The organism is Sphingobium sp. YR768, from assembly GCF_900111125.1.
Lineage (GTDB): Bacteria > Pseudomonadota > Alphaproteobacteria > Sphingomonadales > Sphingomonadaceae > Sphingobium.
On record NZ_FOGE01000004.1, the window covers coordinates 41,232 to 58,520 of the forward strand.

Below are 17,289 nucleotides of genomic sequence, written 5' to 3' on the forward strand. Positions count from 1 at the left end.
AGGCGGCGCGCGCTCACTTCCTCTGCGTGAGCCAGCGGCGAAAACCCCGGTCCGTCGCCATGAGCTGAGTGGCCATCGGCACGAGCAGTTTCTCGGGCGGCATAGGCGAACCGCCCGTCTCGGCCGCGTGCGCCTCCGCATAGGAGTTCAGTTCGCGATACACCGCAGCGGGAATGTCCACGGTCGCCTTGATCGGCTTCTCGTCGGGAAGCGGCCCCAGCTTTAACTTGGTCATCGTGTCACTCCGGTCGGCTCCAATATGAGGTCGCGGGTCAGAACGACCCGCAACGGGTGGCCCGGCCGAATCGTGAGCGTCGGCTGCACATTCAATTGCCGCCGCACGATCTGCTGGCCGGTCTGGTTGATGGTGTCCTGCGACCCGCGCCGCAGCGCGCGGGTCAGATCGTCCTCGCTGTCGGCGCCCAGCTCGGTCCCGACCCCCAGCAACGTCGAGACGGCGGCGGCTTTGAGCAGATTGCCCCAATGCTGGTTCACGCGGTCCTGTAGGCCCGCAAAGCCGGCCGCGTCGGCGCCGGGCTGGCGCTCGAGAACGATCGAGCGGCCGTCCGGCAATATCAGCCGATCCCACGCGAGCAGCACGCGGGTCTGTCCGGCGGCGACCTCGCTGTCATATTCGCCGATCAGTCGCGCGCCTTGCGGGATGAGCAGGATGCGCCCGGTCGGGCTGTCATAGACATTGGCCGTCACCTGGGCGGTGATCTGGCCGGGCAGGTCCGAGCGGATGCCGGTGATAAGCGCCGCGGGCACGATGCTTCCCGCCTGCACGATATTGGGCGATGCGGGGGTTACGAGCCGCTCGACGCTGACCGTGCGCTGATTGGACGCCTGCGCCATGAACGCGCGCTTCGCGGCCTGGTCGCCCTGCGCGGTCTCGTCCACGGGCGGGGCTACGGTCGGGGCCGCCACAAGGCTCGGTGGGGTCGCAGCGGATGGCATGGCGCCCGCACCGCCGCCGCCAAGAAAGACGCCGGCCGTGCGGGCGGCGTCGCGTTCCTGTTGCGCCCGTTGCCGGGCGGCTTCCTCCGCCTGCGCGCGGGGATCGGGTTGCCCGCCGATCGGCGGCACGGGCACATTCTCGCCCTGCTGCTGCGCCGCGACGATCGGGCCGCCGAGGTCGCCGGGGAGCTTCGGGCCGAGCTTCGGGGCCTGGCCATAGTCCTTCGGTCCCGAGGTGATGGTCTCGGATGTGGCGCGGCTGTCGGTGCTGTAGAGTTCCTTCGCTTCCTTCTCACCAGCGGGCTTCAAGGCGTAGATCAGCGAGCCGCCGATGCCGATCCCTGCGGCGAGACCCACGACAGCGAGCGCCTTGCGCGAGAGGCGCATGACGCGCGGCGGATCACCCCGAAGCTGGAAGGCTTGAGGATCGGATCGCGGCGCCTGCGGTGCGGGCGCTTCGGCGGCAGGGGTGTCGGCCGGATCGTTCATGGCCGCCCCCGCCGTCCGTCCTCGCGCACGATACGAACGCGCTGCTCGCTGCGCTTGTCGCCCAAGCGCAGCTCGGCGGTGGCGAACAGACGATCGACCACCATGTAGCGGCCCTGCACGCGGTAGTTGACCAGTTCGGCATCGCCGGCCGCGCCGGTCACGAACAGCGGCGGCATCTCGCCCTGCGCGATCCCGGCTGGAAACTCGATGAACACCTGCGCGGTATCGTCGAAGGCGCGAACGGGCTTCCACGGCACGCGGTCGCCCACGATCCGGTAGCGGAAATTGAGCGCGGTCACGTCCACGCCGCTCGCGACCGGCGTGGCGGATGCGGCAGCGGCATTGCGGCCTGCCAGGGCGATCAGCGCGTCCTGCGGATAGGTCCAGCTTACCGACGCCATGTAGGTCGAAGCCGTCGCACGCAGCTCCAGGTGATAGGTGCGACGGTCGGTGTTGATGACGATGTTCGTGGAAATGTCGGGCCGCGTGGGCTTCGCGAGGATATGCACGCGCGCCGTGGGGCCGCTGCCGCTCACCGTGTCGCCGATGATCCAGCGCACGGTATCGCCCGCCGCGACCGGCCCTGGCCCCACGAGCTGCTCGCCTTCCTGAAGCGCGATGTCCGTTACCTGGCCGGGCGCGGTATAGACCTGATAGAGCGCGCCATCGGTCCAGGGGTATTGCTGGATCGCATTGAGGAAGCCGTCGCGCGCCGGCTGCACGCGGGCGGCGGCGTTGGCCGCGCCGACGCGGCGGCGGGGATCGCCGGATTCCGGTAGCGATGCACTGGGGCCGAGCGGCTTCAACTGACCGGGAAGCGGCAGCGGCTGGGGGATCGTCACCACCTCGACAGCGCGCGGCGGTTCGGGCGCGGGTGTCGCCGCGATCTCGCGCGGCGGATCGTCATAGGTAATGGCGGGCGGCTTCGCCGACGTGGTGGCGCAGCCGGCCAAGGCGGAAGCGGAAACGAGCAGCGCAGCCGAGGCGGCGCGGCGAAGCGGACTTGCGGTCATTGCGACAGCTCCTTCGACCAGTTGAGGGCGTTGACGAACACGCCGAGCGGGTTCTTGCGCAGCGCGTCGGGCGTGCGCGGCGGCTGCACGACGATGGTGAGGATCGCCGACCAGCGTTCGGTGGCGGCAAGGCTGCCGTCCTGATAGCGGCGCTCGGTCCAGGCGACGCGGAAGCTGTCGGGCGAGGCCCGGATCACGCTCGACACCTCCACCGCGACCTGCACCTTGCCGACCTGGGCGAAGGGGTCGTTGGCGCGGGCATAATCGTTGAGCGCCATCGCGCCGCGATCAGTGGTGAACTCGTATGCGCGCAGCCAGTTCTGGCGCACGATGATCGGATCGGCGGGAATGGCCCGAACCTGCTCGATGAACCGCGCGAGATGAAACGCGATCTGCGGGTCGGTCGGGCGGTAGCCGGCTTCGGCCGGCGCGACGGCCTGCGCCTCGCCGAGCCGGTCGACCTGCACCACCCAGGGGACGATATGGCCGCGTGCCGATTGCCAGACGAGGCCGGCCGTGAGCCCGCCCGACAAGGCGAGCGCGCCGAAGAAGGCGAGGCGCCAGTTCTTCGCCTGCACACGGGCCGAGCCGATGCGGTCGTCCCACGCCTGCGCGGCGCGCTGATAGGGCGTGGTGGCCTCGGGGGTCTGGCTATAGCGGATGGTGGGACGTCGAAACATTGGGGCTCAGTCCTTTTCCTTGATGTCGGGACCGCCGCCGCCGCCGTGGCTGTCGCCGGCCTTCATGGTGTGGGCGAGGACGGTGGCGCCGTGCGACACGGATTGGCGGCGCTTCATCGCGGCCGCCCACGCGGGTGGGCCGGAGGCGGCGGCGGTTGAAGAGGCCGCTGTGGCGCTGGCGGCGGCGGGCGCGGGGCCGCCGGTGATGGTGCCGCCGGTGGCGGTGAACCCGGCGCGGGCGCCCGAGCGGAAACTGGCCTTCATCGCCTCGCCGCCCTTGGCGGCCGCCTTGCGCAGCGGCGAGAGGACGGCGCTCGCGGCGCTGCCAGCCGCTGCCTGGCCGACCGCCGCCATGCCGCCCGCGACCGCACCGGCGCCGCTCTTGCCGAGCGAGCCGAGGCTGTAGGCGCTGGCGGCTCCGCCCGCGGCCTGTGCGCCGCCACGCGCGGCGGTGCCGGTCATCCGGCCGGCCGCGCCGATGGCCGAGCCTGCCGCCCCCACGCCCAGTTTCGCGGCCGCTGCGCCGCCGACCAGCGCGCCACCGGCCGCGAGCGCGGTTCCCGCCGCCGCGCCCGCGCCGAGCTGTGGTCCGCCCGAGACGATGCCGTTGGCGATGCCGGGGCCGAAGATGGCGAGGCCGAGCAGCGACAGCGCCGCGAGCGCGATCGCCATGACCTGATTGATGTCGGGCGCAACGCCGAGGCTGGCATTGGTGAACTGGCTGAACAGCGTCGTGCCGATGCCGGTGATGACGGCGAGGACCAGCACCTTGATACCGGTCGAGACGACATGGCCCAGTACGCGCTCGGCCATGAAGGCGGTCTTGTTGAAGAAGGCGAACGGCAGAAGGACGAACCCCGCCAGCGTCACCAGCTTGAACTCGATGAGGGTGATGAAGACCTGCACCGCGATGATGAAGAAGGCGAGCACGACGATCACCCAGGCAAGCAGCAATATGAGGATGAGCGCGAGGTTCGAGAACACCGCCCAGAGGTTCGAGAACTGGCCCGCCGCGTCGAGCAGCGGCTTGCCGGCTTCGAGCCCCTTCGCGGCGATCGTGCCGGGCTTCATGAAATCGGCGATCGACATTCCGCCGCCGCTGGCCTGAAGGCCGAGCCCGGCGAAGCTCTCGAAGACGATGGTGGCGAGCGTCGAAAAATTGCCGATGATGAAGGCGAAGGTGCCGATATAGAGCGTCTTCTTGACGAGGCGCTGAAGCACGTCCTCGTCGGCGCCCCAGGCCCAGAACAGACCCGCGATCGTCAGGTCGATGGCGATCAGCGTGGTCGAGAGAAAGGCGACTTCGCCGCCGAGCAGTCCGAACCCGCTGTCGATGTAGCTGGTGAAGACATTGAGGAAGGTGTCGATGACGCCCGTGTCGTTCATGGTTCGGCGCCTTCGGCATCCGGGGTCTCGCTCTCCGTCTGGGACGCAGGCTCGTCCTGGCGGAAGAAGCGGCGACGGTTCGCGGCCCAGGCGGCCTCGCAGCCGGCATCGGGCATGGTGAGCGTGGCGCAGCGGTCGAGTTCGCGGGCGAGCCGGGCGTGGCCTTCGGCCGCGGGCAGCGCGCGCGGTGGCGGCGCAGGCTCATCGGGCTTTACGACGGCGACGATCGCCACCGTCATCATCAGCCCGGCCAGCGCCGCCACCCCCGCGATCTTCGCTGTGCGCGACATGGTTTGGCTCAGTTGCCCATGAAGCGGCGGAACCGCTCGCGGCCTTCGGCTTCCTCGGCCGCTTGCCGGGCGGATTGCAGCGCCTGCGCGCGGCCTTGCGCGGCGACGGCGGCGGTAAGGTCCGCAAGCTGCTGCGATTGAAGCGCGAGAAGCTGATTGCCCGCCTGGGTCGCCTGAAGCGCACCGGTCGCGGACTGGCTGGCCGAGACCAGGCTGTCCATCGTCGTGCGCGCGCCTTCGATGTTGCCGACGACGCCGGCCTGCACCTGCAAGGCGTCCTGGAAGGCGCCCACGCTATCCTCCCAGCGGGCGTTGGCATTGGCGACCATCTGCGCGTGATCGCCGGTCAGCGCTGATCCCTTGTAGCGCCCGTTGAACACCTGCTGGATGTCCTGCACGTCGTAGGCGATGCGTTGGGCTTCGCTCAGCAACTGCTGGGTCTGGCGGACCTGCTGCTGCAATTGCTGAAGCGAACTGAACGGCAGCGACGTCAGGTTGCGCGCCTCGTTGATGAGGCTGGTCGCCTGGTGCTGGATTTGCTGGATCTGATTGTTGATCTGCTGGAGCGACCGGGCGGCCGTCAGGACGTTCTGCGCATAGTTGGTGGGATCATAGACGATCCCGCCGAACTGCGCGTAGGCCGGCATGGGCGCGATGACTGGGGCGATAGCCGTCGTGGCGAGGACGCCGGCCAGGATGGCACGGCGCAGAATGGGGGTCTTCATAGAAGTAACTCCTGCTGGGGTTGGGGTTGGGGATCGGCGGGAAGAAGCTCGACGGCCCAGGCGCAGCCGCGATGGCGCAGCCATTCGGCCGCGAAAGCGGCCTGGCCGTGCGTTTCCATGATGTCGGCGATGGCGAGCTGATCGGTTTTGGAAGAGGCGGCGGCGAAGGCCAGCGCGACCTCGCCCAGCCCCAGCTCGAACAGGCGGTTGCCGCGCCGCGACTGGCAGTAATAGTCGCGCTTGGGCGTCGCCCGGCTGAGGATTTCGATCTGGCGGGCGTTGAGCCCGAACCGCTCGTAGATCACCGCGATCTGCGGCTCGGCCGCACGCTCGTTGGGCAGGAAGATGCGCGTCGGGCAGCTCTCGACGATGGCGGGCGCGATCGTGCTGCCCTCGATCTGCGCGAGCGATTGGGTGGCGAAGATCACGCTCGCGTTCTTCTTGCGCAGCGTGACCAGCCATTTCGAAAGCTGGCTGGCGAATGCGGGGGATTCGAGCGCGAGCCAGCCTTCGTCGATGATGATGAGCGTGGGGCGTCCGTCCAGTCGCCCCGCGATGCGATGGAACAGATAGGACAGGACCGCCGGCGCGGCGCCGCTCTCCATCAAGCCTTCGGTCTCGAACACCTGGATCGCGGCGTCACCGAGCCGCTCGCTCTCGGCATCGAGCAGCCGGCCCCAGGCACCGCCGACGCACCACGGCGCCAATGCCTGCTTGAGTTGCTGGCTCTGGAGGAGAACGGCGAGCCCGGTCAGGGTCCGTTCCGCGACCGGCGCAGTGGCGAGCGAGGTCAGCGCCGACCAGATATGATCCTTGGCCTGCGGATCGACGGTGACGTTCTCGGATGCGAGGATCGCGGCCAGCCATTCGGCGGCCCAGGACCGTTCGGCGGGATCGTCGATATGGGCGAGCGGCTGAAGCTGGACGCCGGTTTCCGCCTCGTCGGCGAGCATCCCGCCGAGATCCTGCCAGTCGCCGCTCATGCCGATCGCCGCGGCGCGGATGCTGCCGCCGAAGTCGAAGGCGAAGACGTGCGCATTCTCGTAGCGGCGAAACTGCATCGCCATCAGCGCCAGCAGCACCGATTTGCCGGAGCCGGTCGGCCCGACGATAGCGGTGTGGCCGACATCGCCGACGTGAAGGGAAAACCGGAACGGGGTCGAGCCTTCGGTTCTTGCGTAGAGCAAGGGGGCTGCACCGAAATGCTCGTCCCGTTCCGGCCCCGCCCATACTGCTGACAGGGGGATCAGGTGGGCGAGATTGATCGTGGAGATCGGCGGTTGCCGGACGTTGGCATAGGTGTGGCCGGGAAGTGAGCCGAGCCACGCTTCAATGGCGTTCATCCCTTCCGGGATCACGGTGAAATCGCGGCCCTGGATGACCTTCTCGACCAGCCGGAGTTTCTCGGCGGCGATGGCGGGATCGCGGTCCCACACCGTCACCGTCGCGGTGACATAGGCCATGCCGGCATAGTCGGCGCCCAGCTCCTGCAGGGCGGTGTCTGCGTCCGCCGCCTTGTTCGAGGCGTCGCTGTCGAGCAGCGTGCTCGCCTCGTTGGTCATCACCTCTTTCAGGATGGCCGCGACCGACTTGCGCTTGGCGAACCATTGCCGCCTGATCCTGGTCAGCAGTTTCGTGGCATCGGTCTTGTCGAGCATGATCCCGCGCGTGGACCAGCGATACTCGAAGGCGAGACGGTTCAGCTCGTCGAGCAGGCCGGGAAAGGTGACGCTGGGGAATCCGGTGATGGTCAGCGTGCGGAGATGATGGTCGCCCAGCTTCGGCTCCAGCCCGCCGGTCAGCGGCTCGTCGGCGAGCAGCGCGTCGAGGTGCATGGGTGTCTCGGGCACGCGCACGCGCTGGCGGCGGGTCGAGATGGTGCTGTGCAGATAGGTCAGCGTCTCGGCGTCATCGAGCCAGCGGACCTCGGGTACGAAACCTTCGACCAGACCCAGCACCCGGTCGCTGCGGTCGCGAAAGCCCGCCAGCAGCTCCCACGGATCGACGCCGGTGGTCGAGCGGCCCTCGTAGAGCCAGCCTTCGGCGCGCGCGGCGTCCTCGGCCGGCGGCATCCACAGCAGCGTCAGATAATAGGCGCTCTCGAAATGCGCGCCTTCCTCGCGGAACTGTTCGCGGCGCTCCATATCGACCAGCGCCGACACGGGATCGGGAAACTCGGATTCCGGATAGTCGAGCGCCGGGGTGCGCTGCGCCTCGACGAAGATGGCCCAGCCCGAGCCGAGCCGGCGCAGCGCGCTGTTCAACCGCGATGTCGTCGCCACCAGCTCGGCCGGCGTGGCGCTGTCGAGATCGGGACCGCGGAACCTGGCGGTGCGCTGGAAGCTGCCATCCTTGTTGAGCACGAGGCCTTCGCCGACCAGGGCGGCCCAGGGCAGGAAGTCGGCCAGATGCGCCGCCTTGCCGCGATATTCGCTGAGGCTCATCATGGCCGCATCCACGTTGGGTAGCGGAGGTGGCGGCGGGTCACGTCCACGAACTGCGGATCACGCCGCGCCGCCCAGACCGACAGCGCGTGGCCGATGACCCAGATGACCAGGCCGGCGATCCAGAGGCGGAGGCCCAGGCCGATCGCGCCCGCCAGCGTGCCGTTGACGATGGCGAGCGACCGGGGAGCGCCGCCGAGCAGGATCGGCTCGGTCAGCGCCCGGTGGACCGGCGCGTAGAAGCCTCCGATCGGTTCGGCTCCGTCCGACATCAGACCAGCGCCCCGCCGCCGAAGCTGAAAAAGCTCAGGAAGAAGGAACTGGCCGCGAAGGCGATCGACAGACCGAACACGATCTGGATGAGCTTGCGCGCACCGCCCGACGTATCGCCGAACGCCAGCGTCAGGCCGGTCATGATGATAATCAGCACGGCAATGATCTTGGCGACCGGCCCCTCGATGCTTTCCAGGACCGACTGGAGCGGCCCTTCCCATGGCATCGACGAGCCGGACGCATGGGCCGGGACGGCGAAGGTCAGCGCGACGACGCTGGCGGTGGCGGCAAGCATGGCGCGGCGTGCGCCATGCCGAAGGGCATGGATCATTTGAGGTCTCCTGGCTGGGGTTGGGAAAGCGGCGTGAGGCGGTAGTCGCCGGTCGCGGCGTCGAGCCCTTCGACGCGGGCCAGCTCGGCGAGGCGGCGGCCGTGTCCGTCGCGCACCAGCACGGCGATCAGGTCGATGGTCTCGGCCAGCAGCGCGCGCGGGACCGTGACGACGGCCTCCTGAATGAGCTGCTCCATGCGGCGCAGCGCGCCGAGCGCGGTCCCGGCGTGGATCGTGCCGATGCCGCCGGGATGGCCGGTGCCCCAGGCTTTGAGGAGGTCGAGCGCCTCGGCGCCGCGCACCTCGCCGATCGGGATGCGGTCGGGCCGCAAGCGCAGCGAGGAGCGGACAAGATCGGACAGCGAGACGACGCCATCCTTCGTCCGCATGGCGACGAGGTTGGGCGCGGCGCATTGCAGCTCGCGCGTGTCTTCAATGAGGACGATGCGATCGGTGGTCTTGGCGACTTCGGCGAGCAGCGCGTTGACCAGCGTGGTCTTGCCGCTGCCGGTGCCGCCCGCGACGAGGATGTTGGCCCGAGTCTCGACGCCGTGCCGTAGCGCCTCGGCCTCGGCCGGCGACATGATGCCGGCGGCCGCATAGTCGCCCAGCGTGAACACCGCGACCGCGGGCTTGCGGATGGCGAAGGCGGGCGCGGCGACGACGGGCGGCAGCAGCCCCTCGAACCGCTCGCCGCCTTCGGGCAGCTCAGCCGAGACACGCGGGGAGCGGGCATGAACCTCGACGCCGACATGGTGAGCGACCAGGCGGACGATGCGTTCGCCATCGGCGGCGCTCAGCACCTCGCCGGTGTCGCTGATCCCTTCGCCCAGCCGATCCAGCCACAGCCGGCCGTCCGGGTTCAGCATCACTTCGATGACGGCGGGGTCGTCGAGCCAGGCCGCGATCGACGATCCTAGCGCCGTGCGCAGCATTCGCGCGCCGCGTGAGTTCGCCTCGGATCGGATCGGCTGGACGGTCAACGACTGGCCCCTGAATTGGGCCGGGCGAACCGCCGCCCGGCGTCAGGGACACATCAAGAGAGACAGCAAAGATAGGGATTCAACAAGTAAATGCGATCATCGCGGGCTGGCGACGACAAACCAAGTCTGGCGTAGGGCGCTCATTCTTCTTGAGGCGGTAAGTCCTCGCCGATCTCCTGCCGGACCTTCGGGCCTTTCGCGAGTCGGCGGCCCAGCGCCTCCATGAAAGCGTCGTAGCGATCACCGCCCTGGCGGCGCAGGACGGGTCGTTCCGCTTCGGGCGGTGGCGGCGTGTTCGACAGCCAGAAGCGCACGAACATCGCGATCATCTCGACGCCGATGCCGACATCGCGCTCCAGCCGGGTGGTGCGGCGGTCCAACTTGTCGAGCCGCTTGGCGATGGCGGCCTCGCGCTGCTCGTCGGCGTCGGGCGAGAGGAACGAGGCGATGGCGGCTTCGGCCACCAGCGAGCGAGACTTGCCGCGCCGGTCGGCATAGGCCGCCAGCGCGTGCATCAGCTCCGGGTCGAGATAGACCGAGAACGGCGTCTTGGTAGTCATAGCTCGATACCGTCGTCGGGATCGAGCGACGCCTGTCGCGCCATACCCTGCATCTGGCGGCGCACTGCGGCCTGCCGCGCCGCGTCGGTGTCGGGATCGGGCTCGTCCATTTCGAACTCATTGGCCGGCGCCGGCTTCGGCGCAGGCGCGATGTCGATATGCGTTTCCATCTGCGGCTCGCGGCGCAGGTCGGCGTTTGCGGCGTCGTCATCCGTTTCTGCCCGCGCCTTGTCGGCCTTTTTCTTTTTCGGCCTCTTCGGTTTTGCATCCTCCACCGGCTCGGGCATCGGTGGGGCCGCGACCGGCGGCAGCCCGCTCCAGTCATCGGGACGCGGAGTCCCGAGGCTGGCCTTGGCGTCGGGCGGTGCCAGCACCCGCTCGGTGAACCGGCGATCCTTGTAGTAGCGGACCTTCTTCGCCCGGATCGGCGGGATGCCGGCGACCATGACGATCTCGTCGTCGGGCGGGAGCTGCATCACCTCGCCGGGGGTGAGGAGCTGGCGCGCGGTCTCCGAGCGCGAGACCATCAGATGCCCGAGCCAGGGCGACAGCCGGTGCCCGGCATAATTCTTCATCGCCCGCATCTCGGTCGCCGTGCCGAGCGCGTCCGAGATGCGCTTGGCGGTGCGCTCGTCGTTGGTGGCGAACGAGACGCGCACATGGCAATTGTCGAGGATCGCGTTGTTCGGCCCATACGCCTTCTCGATCTGATTCAGCGACTGCGCGATCAGGAAGCTCTGGATGCCATAGCCGGCCATGAAGGCCAGCGCGCTCTCGAAGAAATCGAGCCGGCCGAGCGCGGGAAACTCGTCGAGCATCAGGAGCAGCCGGTGGCGCGACTGCCGCGCCTTCAGGTCTTCGGTGAGCCGGCGGCCGATCTGGTTGAGGATGAGGCGGATGAGCGGCTTGGTGCGCGAGATGTCGGACGGCGGCACGACGAGATAGAGCGTCACCGGCCGCTCGCCTTCGACCAGATCCTTTATGCGCCACTGGCATGTGCGCGTGACCTGCGCGACGACGGGATCGCGATAGAGGCCGAGGAACGACATCGCGGTCGAGAGCACGCCCGATCGCTCGTTGGCCGATTTGTTGAGCAGCTCGCGCGCGGCCGAGGCGACGACGGGATGCACGCCCGCCTCGCCGAGATGCGGCGTCGTCATCATGGCCCATAGGGTACTTTCTATCGGGCGGCGGGGGTCGGACAGGAAGGCGGCGACTCCCGCCAACGTCTTATCGGCCTCGGCGTAAAGGACATGAAGGATCGTGCCGACCAGCAGGGCATGGGAGGTCTTCTCCCAGTGATTGCGTTTCTCCAATGAGCCTTCCGGGTCGACCAAAACGTCGGCGACGTTCTGCACGTCGCGCACTTCCCAGGCTCCCTTGCGGATTTCGAGCAGTGGGTTGTAGGCGGCCGACGCGGCGTTGGTCGGATCGAACAGCAGCACGCGGGTCTGCGTGGCGCGGAAGCCGGCGGTGAGCGTCCAGTTCTCGCCCTTGATGTCATGGACAATCGCCGAGCCCGGCCAGGTGAGCAGCGTCGGCACCACCAGGCCCACGCCCTTGCCACTTCGGGTCGGCGCGAAGCACAGCACATGCTCGGGACCGTCATGGCGCAGATAGTCGCGCCCGAGCCGGCCGAGCATGACACCATTGTCGCCGAGCAACCCGGCCGCGCCGACTTCCGGCCGTCCGGCCCAGCGCGCCGAGCCATAGGTCTGCGCATTCTTCAATTCGCGCGCGCGCCACACCGACATACCGATCGCGAAGACGATCGCCGCGAACCCGCCCGACACCGCGATGAAGGCCCCGGTCTGGAATATCTCGGGCGCATAGGCGTCGAACGAGAACCACCACCAGAAAAAGGCGGGCGGCGGATAGACGGGCCAGCCGAACGCCTCGAACCAGGGCGGCCCCAGTTCGGGCTGATAGGCGAGCGCGGCGGCCGTCCATTGCGTCGCGGCCCAGACCGTCATGAGGACGATCAGGAAGACGACGATGATCTGGCCCCACAGGATTTTAGTCGCGGACATAGCGCTAAGATCAGTGGATGCTGGCTAAAGAATCAAGCCGTGAGGCTCGGAGTGGAAAGCCTAGCGCAGAAATACCGGGAATGGCGTAATTACAAATCAATCCTAGCGGGCAACTTCTGATATGTCATAGAGGAATAACTGCCGCTCGGATGGGCGCAGACCATTACCATCAATTGCCCGTCGCGCTGTTTGCCGTGATCGGCGGCGCTCATAAAGGGTCATTCGTTTAAGTGGCCCTTTGTACCGGACCAGGCATAGCTGCGTTATCTACAGCGGATGGATGTACGAACCAGTTTCTCGGCGCGGCTATCTCTGCTAGCATTCCCGCCATGTATATGCGCGCGCGCACAGATGATAAGCGAAGCTCAAAGCTCGCAATCGCTTCGAGTGAGATTCGTTGAACGTCCCGGCCCATCTTGATGCTTCGCTGGCCCACAATGCGCGTGCGCGCGCCGTTCCCATCTATCTTGACGGTTTCGCAACCCTCCCGCTTGCCCCGGAAGCGGGAGCATCAATGATCGAAGCCTGGAGCAGGCCAGGCAATGCAAGTTCGCCTCACATCGCTGGCGAGCAAGCAGCGCGGCTCGTTGCTGATGCGCGCGCGTCCGTTGCAGCTTTGATTGGTGCCATGAGCGCTGAAGTGATCTTCACGTCTGGCGCCACCGAGGCCAATAATCTCGCTTTGCTCGGGACAGCCGTGCCAACCGCCTTGAAGCGCAAGATCATCGTGTCGGCCATCGAGCACAAATCGGTACTCGAAGTAGCCGCCCATCTCGCGAAGCTGAACTTCGAGATCGTTTTGGCACCCGTTGATCATCATGGCCGGCTCGATCTTGTAAAGCTGGAGGCCCTTCTCGACGAGCATACCCTGCTCGTCTCGCTGATGGCCGCGAACAACGAAACCGGTGTTTTGCAGCCCGTCGCGGAGGTGGTTGCTCTCGCGCACGCTCGCGGCGCGCTCGTCCACTGCGACGGGGCTCAGGCAGTCGGCAAGATTGCGATCGACGTGTTCGACCTTGATGTCGACTATCTGAGCTTCTCCTCTCACAAGATGTATGGACCGATGGGCATCGGCGCGCTGTACGTGTCGAGCAATGCGCCGCGCCCGGTGGCGCAGAGCTTTGGTGGAGGGCAGCAGGGCGGTCTGCGCGCGGGTACGGAGCCCGTACCGCTCATTGTCGGTTTCGGCGAGGCTGCACGCATCGCGGCCCGAGACCTCGATGCGAGCGGCGCGCACACCCGCTCATTGTCGTTACAACTATTGCGTGCTCTGTCTGATCGGCAGATTGGGTATCGTCCGATCACTGGCGATCATGTGACGGTTCCCGGCAGCCTCGCGCTCCAGTTCGTTGGCGTGAATGCTGAGGATCTCTGCGCCTCAGCAAGCCATCGGGTTTCGATATCGACCGGCTCCGCCTGCACAGCAGGGCAACTTAGAACCTCCCATGTTCTTGAATCAATGGGTTTATCTGGTCAGGATGCCGCCTGTGTTGTCCGCGTGTTTTGCCACCGATATCTAACGGAAGCGGACATCGCAGAAGCGGCAGATGCGATCACCGAGGCGGCGCGCAGGCAGCGATAGCTACTGGACGGCTTCGCCAGTCCGGCCTATTATGCTGTGCATGAAGCACGCCGTCGTCAGTTCCGATATTCGCGGTCAATTTGCCGGTCACGAAACCTTCCCTTTGCGGCTCTTGTGGCTGAAAAAGGCCTTTGACGCTGTCGGCGACGGGGCTCCTTCTGGAACATTCCAAGAACAAGATGCTATCGCACGTTTCGGAGTCGGTCGCAACATGGCCGTGTCGATGCGATTCTGGGCGACCGCATCGGGATTTTTTACGGAGCGCGAGCGGACGATCTTGCCGACGACGCTCGGCAAGATGATCCTCAAAGACGACGGCTTCGATCCCTATGTCGAAGCGGCGGCTACGGTCTGGCTTGCCCACTGGCATATCGCGGGCTCGCCCGAGATGACGACCACCGCATATTATGCCTTCAATGGCTTGGCCGCGATCGAGTTCGATCCGGCGACCCTGGTCGATGAGCTGATGGCTCTGGTCAGCAGCCGGGGATGGCGTGCGACGCGCGGCACTCTCAAACGCGATGTCGAGGTGTTCCTTCGCAGTTACGTTCGCCGCGACGACGCCGCTTCCGAGGATGCGGCCGAGCCATTGCTCGCAGAACTCGGATTGATTCGCGAAGCCCGGCTTGGCGGATGGTATGAATTTGTGAGGGGGCCAAAGCCTTCTCTGCCCGACGCGGTGTTCGCCTATGCGATCGGGCGCTATTGGGCCGCGCAGGGCAGTTCGAGCGTACTCACAGCCGAGCAGCTATGCTTTGCCCCGGGGTCGCCGGGACGCGTGTTCAAGCTCGACGAAGACAGCGTCATCACCCGCCTGATGCGGATCGCCGATACCACCGACAACGCTTGGCGGTGGACCGATACGGCGGGACTGCGCCAGATTCAGCGGATACGGGATATCGCTGTCGAAATGCTGATCCCCGCCGCTTATGGGCATGCATCTTCGCTCGCGGACGCCGCATGACGCCGCTCGCCGACATCGTCGCGATCAATCGCCGGTTTGCCCGTTCCGCGCGCGTCGATACTGATCTGAACGGCACGCCGCCGCTTGTAGGCTATGTGCTGCAGGCGAGCGTCGCGAAAGCGCTCTCGACCTTGGCGGACAGTCAAATCGAGAGTCAGCAAGGGGCTTTCACCTGGACGGGTCCTTATGGTGGCGGAAAGTCCAGTGCGGCGCTGCTGCTGGCCAACCTCGTCGCCGGCGCGCCGGACAATCGCAAGATCGCGCGCAAGATCGTGGGGAAGCCGTTCCAGCAGCATTATGCCAAGGCTTTCCCCGAACAAAACGGTCCGTGGCATGTCGTCGCCGTGACCGGCGGCCGCATGAGCTTGCGCGACGCGGTGGCCGAGGCCGCTTCGGCGACGTTTCGATGGGGTTCCGATGAACGGTCCTCCGCCATGGCCAGTGATGGCGCGCTGATCGACAGGCTGTCGGCGGCAGCGGCGCAGGGTGGTGGAGTTCTCGTGATTCTCGACGAACTCGGCAAGATGCTCGAGCATGAGGCTGCGTCCGGGGGTGACGTTCACCTGCTGCAAGATCTCGCCGAGCGCGCCTCGCGTAGTGCCGGCCGGCTGATCGTCATCGGAATCCTACACCAGTCGTTCGACCAATATGCCGCGCGAGCTGCGCGCGATGCCCGGCAGGAATGGGCCAAGGTTCAGGGCCGCTATCAGGATATCGCATTCCTGAGCGGGGCGGATGAAACAGTGGCCTTGCTCGGGCAGGCGATCGCCTGCGACACCCGGCCTGCAGGCGCGGCAGAGCAAGCCGAGCTCGCGGCCACTGCGGTCGCACAGCGGCGCCCCGCGGATGCTGCCTTGCTCGCGGACGCGCTTGCCCAGACTTGGCCGCTCAATCCCGTTACGGCCTTGCTCATGGGACCGGTATCCCGCCAGCGTTTCTCCCAGAACGAACGCAGCCTGTTCGGCTTTCTGAGTTCGGCCGAGCCTGATGGATTTCAGGACTTTCTGGCATCCACGCCGAACGACGGCACAACCTATGGCCCGGCACAGCTGTGGGATTATCTCGTCGGCAATGTTGGCATGGCGCTCGCAGGCGGCAATGATGGCGCCCGCTTCAGCCTCGCCTTCGAGGCGATCGAGCGTGCCGGCGCCAAGGGCGGGGCGGCGCATGTCGCGGTCACCAAGGCGGCAGCGGTCATTGAGTTCTTCCGCAACGGGTCGGGCGTCGTCCTCGCCGACGATTTCCTCGGCCTTGCCGTACCCGAACTGGACACCGCCGGTCTCGCGAACGTGCTGGCCGATCTGCTCGACTGGGCAGTCCTGATCCGGCAGCCGCGCCTCGGCGGCTATGCGCTGTTCGCTGGCAGCGACTTTGACCTCGAAGACGCCATCGCGCGCTCGATTGGGCCGATCGAGGCCGAGCAGCTGGTCGTACTTCCCCAGCGTGCGGGCTTCGGGTTCGCGGCTGCGAAGCGCCATTATTTCAAGACCGGTGCACTCAGAACCTTCGAGATTCTCATCCGCATGGTCGGCTCGGAAGATACTGCCGCAGATCTTGCAGTCACCTTGGCGACGAGCAAATCCCGCGGCAGCGGCGCGTTGGTCATGTTGATGGGCGACGGCTCGATCGATGGCGGCGAAGTGGAAGCCCTCGCCAAGGCAAGCGCCAAGAAGCTGAAAGCGTCCGGTGCCGTAATGGCGATCGGAAGCCTGACCGACAGCTACGCATTGCGCGATAGCGCCACCGAGTTGTTCGCCGTCGAACGCGTATTGCGCGATCATCCCCAGCTCGAAGGGGACCGCATTGCGCGCCGCGAGATCGCGGCGCGCCAATCGGGCTGCATCGACAGTCTACACCGCACGCTCGAGACGGCGCTTGCCAATGCGCGCTGGTGGTTCGCGCCCCAGCCGGGCAAGGCGCACCGAGCACCCCTCACGAGCATCGCCACGATGCTCGCCGATGCCGGCTTTCCCGAGACCCCGATCCTCAAGAGCGAGTTGCTTCAACGCGATCGCCCCTCCTCGAGCGCCATGGCGGCGCTGCGCGAACTCTGCCACGCCATGGTCGCAAACACGGACGAACCGAATCTCGGTATCGAAGGCTTCCCGGCCGAGATGGGCCTTTATCTGACCCTGCTCAAGGAAGTCGGTCTTCATCGCGCCGATACCGAGGGCAATTTCGACTTCCATGCACCACCGCACACCCTGCCTGGTGTAGCGCTCCGGCCTGTCTGGACCGTCCTGGAGGATCGGGCCGACACCTCGCTCGACGACATCTATGCCATCTGGGCGCAGCCGCCTTATGGCATGAAGGCGGGCGTGATGCCGGTCGTGGCGCTCGCGTACCTGCTCGCCAATCGCGAGCGCGTCGCGGTCTATGTCGATGGTGTGTTCCAGACCGGCCTCGATGACGTCGTCGTCGACAAGCTGCTCCAGAAGCCCGCCGAGATCCGCATGCGTCATATCGATCGCTCGGTGCGTGAAACCGCCTTCCTGAGCCGGTTGGCAACATTGTTCGGGCTCGATCAGGATGGGCAATCGCTTCCGGTCGCGCGATCCCTCTTCCAAGCCTTTGAAGAGCTG

General features: G+C 66.8%; 15 protein-coding genes. 2 read left to right on the plus strand and 13 right to left on the minus strand.

Annotated features, from left to right (window positions below):
- Positions 1–13 precede the first annotated feature (13 nt).
- The 13 genes from BMX92_RS07100 to BMX92_RS07160 all read right to left on the minus strand — a co-directional run bounded on the left by BMX92_RS07100 (position 14) and on the right by BMX92_RS07160 (position 12,161).
- Positions 14–235 carry a DUF2274 domain-containing protein gene (locus tag BMX92_RS07100; RefSeq protein WP_093014131.1) on the minus strand — a complete coding sequence of 74 codons (222 nt, stop codon included), beginning with the start codon at positions 233–235 and terminating at the stop codon, positions 14–16.
- Positions 232–1,446, minus strand: coding sequence for a TrbI/VirB10 family protein (locus BMX92_RS07105; RefSeq protein ID WP_093014134.1), 1,215 nt, complete (start codon positions 1,444–1,446; stop codon positions 232–234). The genes BMX92_RS07100 and BMX92_RS07105 overlap by 4 nt, the downstream gene beginning before the upstream one ends.
- The gene (trbG, locus tag BMX92_RS07110; RefSeq protein WP_093014137.1) at positions 1,443–2,459 is read right to left on the minus strand and encodes a P-type conjugative transfer protein TrbG; all 1,017 of its coding nucleotides are present in this window, start codon (positions 2,457–2,459) and stop codon (positions 1,443–1,445) included. The genes BMX92_RS07105 and trbG overlap by 4 nt, the downstream gene beginning before the upstream one ends.
- Complete coding sequence (trbF, locus tag BMX92_RS07115) at positions 2,456–3,139, minus strand: conjugal transfer protein TrbF (protein ID WP_093014139.1); 684 nt, start codon at positions 3,137–3,139, stop codon at positions 2,456–2,458. Before trbF ends, trbG begins: the two co-directional genes overlap by 4 nt.
- A 6-nt stretch (positions 3,140–3,145) precedes the next feature.
- Entirely contained in the window at positions 3,146–4,525 is a 1,380-nt protein-coding gene (gene trbL, locus BMX92_RS07120; protein ID WP_093014141.1) for a P-type conjugative transfer protein TrbL, read from the minus strand.
- A complete protein-coding gene (gene trbK-alt / locus BMX92_RS07125) occupies positions 4,522–4,815 on the minus strand; it encodes a putative entry exclusion protein TrbK-alt (protein WP_093014145.1) in 294 nt (97 codons plus the stop codon). Before trbK-alt ends, trbL begins: the two co-directional genes overlap by 4 nt.
- Positions 4,816–4,823: 8 nt before the next feature.
- A complete protein-coding gene (trbJ, locus tag BMX92_RS07130; RefSeq protein WP_093014148.1) occupies positions 4,824–5,540 on the minus strand; it encodes a P-type conjugative transfer protein TrbJ in 717 nt (238 codons plus the stop codon).
- Complete coding sequence (gene trbE / locus BMX92_RS07135; protein WP_093014806.1) at positions 5,537–7,987, minus strand: conjugal transfer protein TrbE; 2,451 nt, start codon at positions 7,985–7,987, stop codon at positions 5,537–5,539. Before trbE ends, trbJ begins: the two co-directional genes overlap by 4 nt.
- Positions 7,984–8,256 (minus strand): VirB3 family type IV secretion system protein, encoded by a 273-nt coding sequence (locus BMX92_RS07140; RefSeq protein ID WP_093014151.1) that lies wholly within the window; start codon positions 8,254–8,256, stop codon positions 7,984–7,986. The genes trbE and BMX92_RS07140 overlap by 4 nt, the downstream gene beginning before the upstream one ends.
- Positions 8,256–8,588: a TrbC/VirB2 family protein gene (locus BMX92_RS07145; protein WP_093014154.1), complete on the minus strand. Its 333-nt coding sequence runs from the start codon at positions 8,586–8,588 to the stop codon at positions 8,256–8,258. Before BMX92_RS07145 ends, BMX92_RS07140 begins: the two co-directional genes overlap by 1 nt.
- Positions 8,585–9,571 (minus strand): P-type conjugative transfer ATPase TrbB, encoded by a 987-nt coding sequence (trbB, locus tag BMX92_RS07150; RefSeq protein WP_093014158.1) that lies wholly within the window; start codon positions 9,569–9,571, stop codon positions 8,585–8,587. Before trbB ends, BMX92_RS07145 begins: the two co-directional genes overlap by 4 nt.
- A 140-nt stretch (positions 9,572–9,711) precedes the next feature.
- The gene (locus tag BMX92_RS07155; protein WP_093014163.1) at positions 9,712–10,131 is read right to left on the minus strand and encodes a CopG family ribbon-helix-helix protein; all 420 of its coding nucleotides are present in this window, start codon (positions 10,129–10,131) and stop codon (positions 9,712–9,714) included.
- Positions 10,128–12,161, minus strand: coding sequence for a conjugal transfer protein TraG (locus BMX92_RS07160; RefSeq protein ID WP_093014166.1), 2,034 nt, complete (start codon positions 12,159–12,161; stop codon positions 10,128–10,130). Before BMX92_RS07160 ends, BMX92_RS07155 begins: the two co-directional genes overlap by 4 nt.
- 397 nt (positions 12,162–12,558) lie before the next feature.
- Between BMX92_RS07160 and BMX92_RS07165 the strand changes: the two genes are divergently transcribed.
- Together BMX92_RS07165 and BMX92_RS07170 are read left to right on the plus strand one after the other, a co-directional pair.
- The gene (locus tag BMX92_RS07165) at positions 12,559–13,743 is read left to right on the plus strand and encodes a cysteine desulfurase family protein (RefSeq protein WP_093014169.1); all 1,185 of its coding nucleotides are present in this window, start codon (positions 12,559–12,561) and stop codon (positions 13,741–13,743) included.
- 40 nt (positions 13,744–13,783) lie between these two features.
- Entirely contained in the window at positions 13,784–14,707 is a 924-nt protein-coding gene (locus tag BMX92_RS07170; protein WP_093014172.1) for a DUF4007 family protein, read from the plus strand.
- Positions 14,708–17,289 lie beyond the last annotated feature (2,582 nt).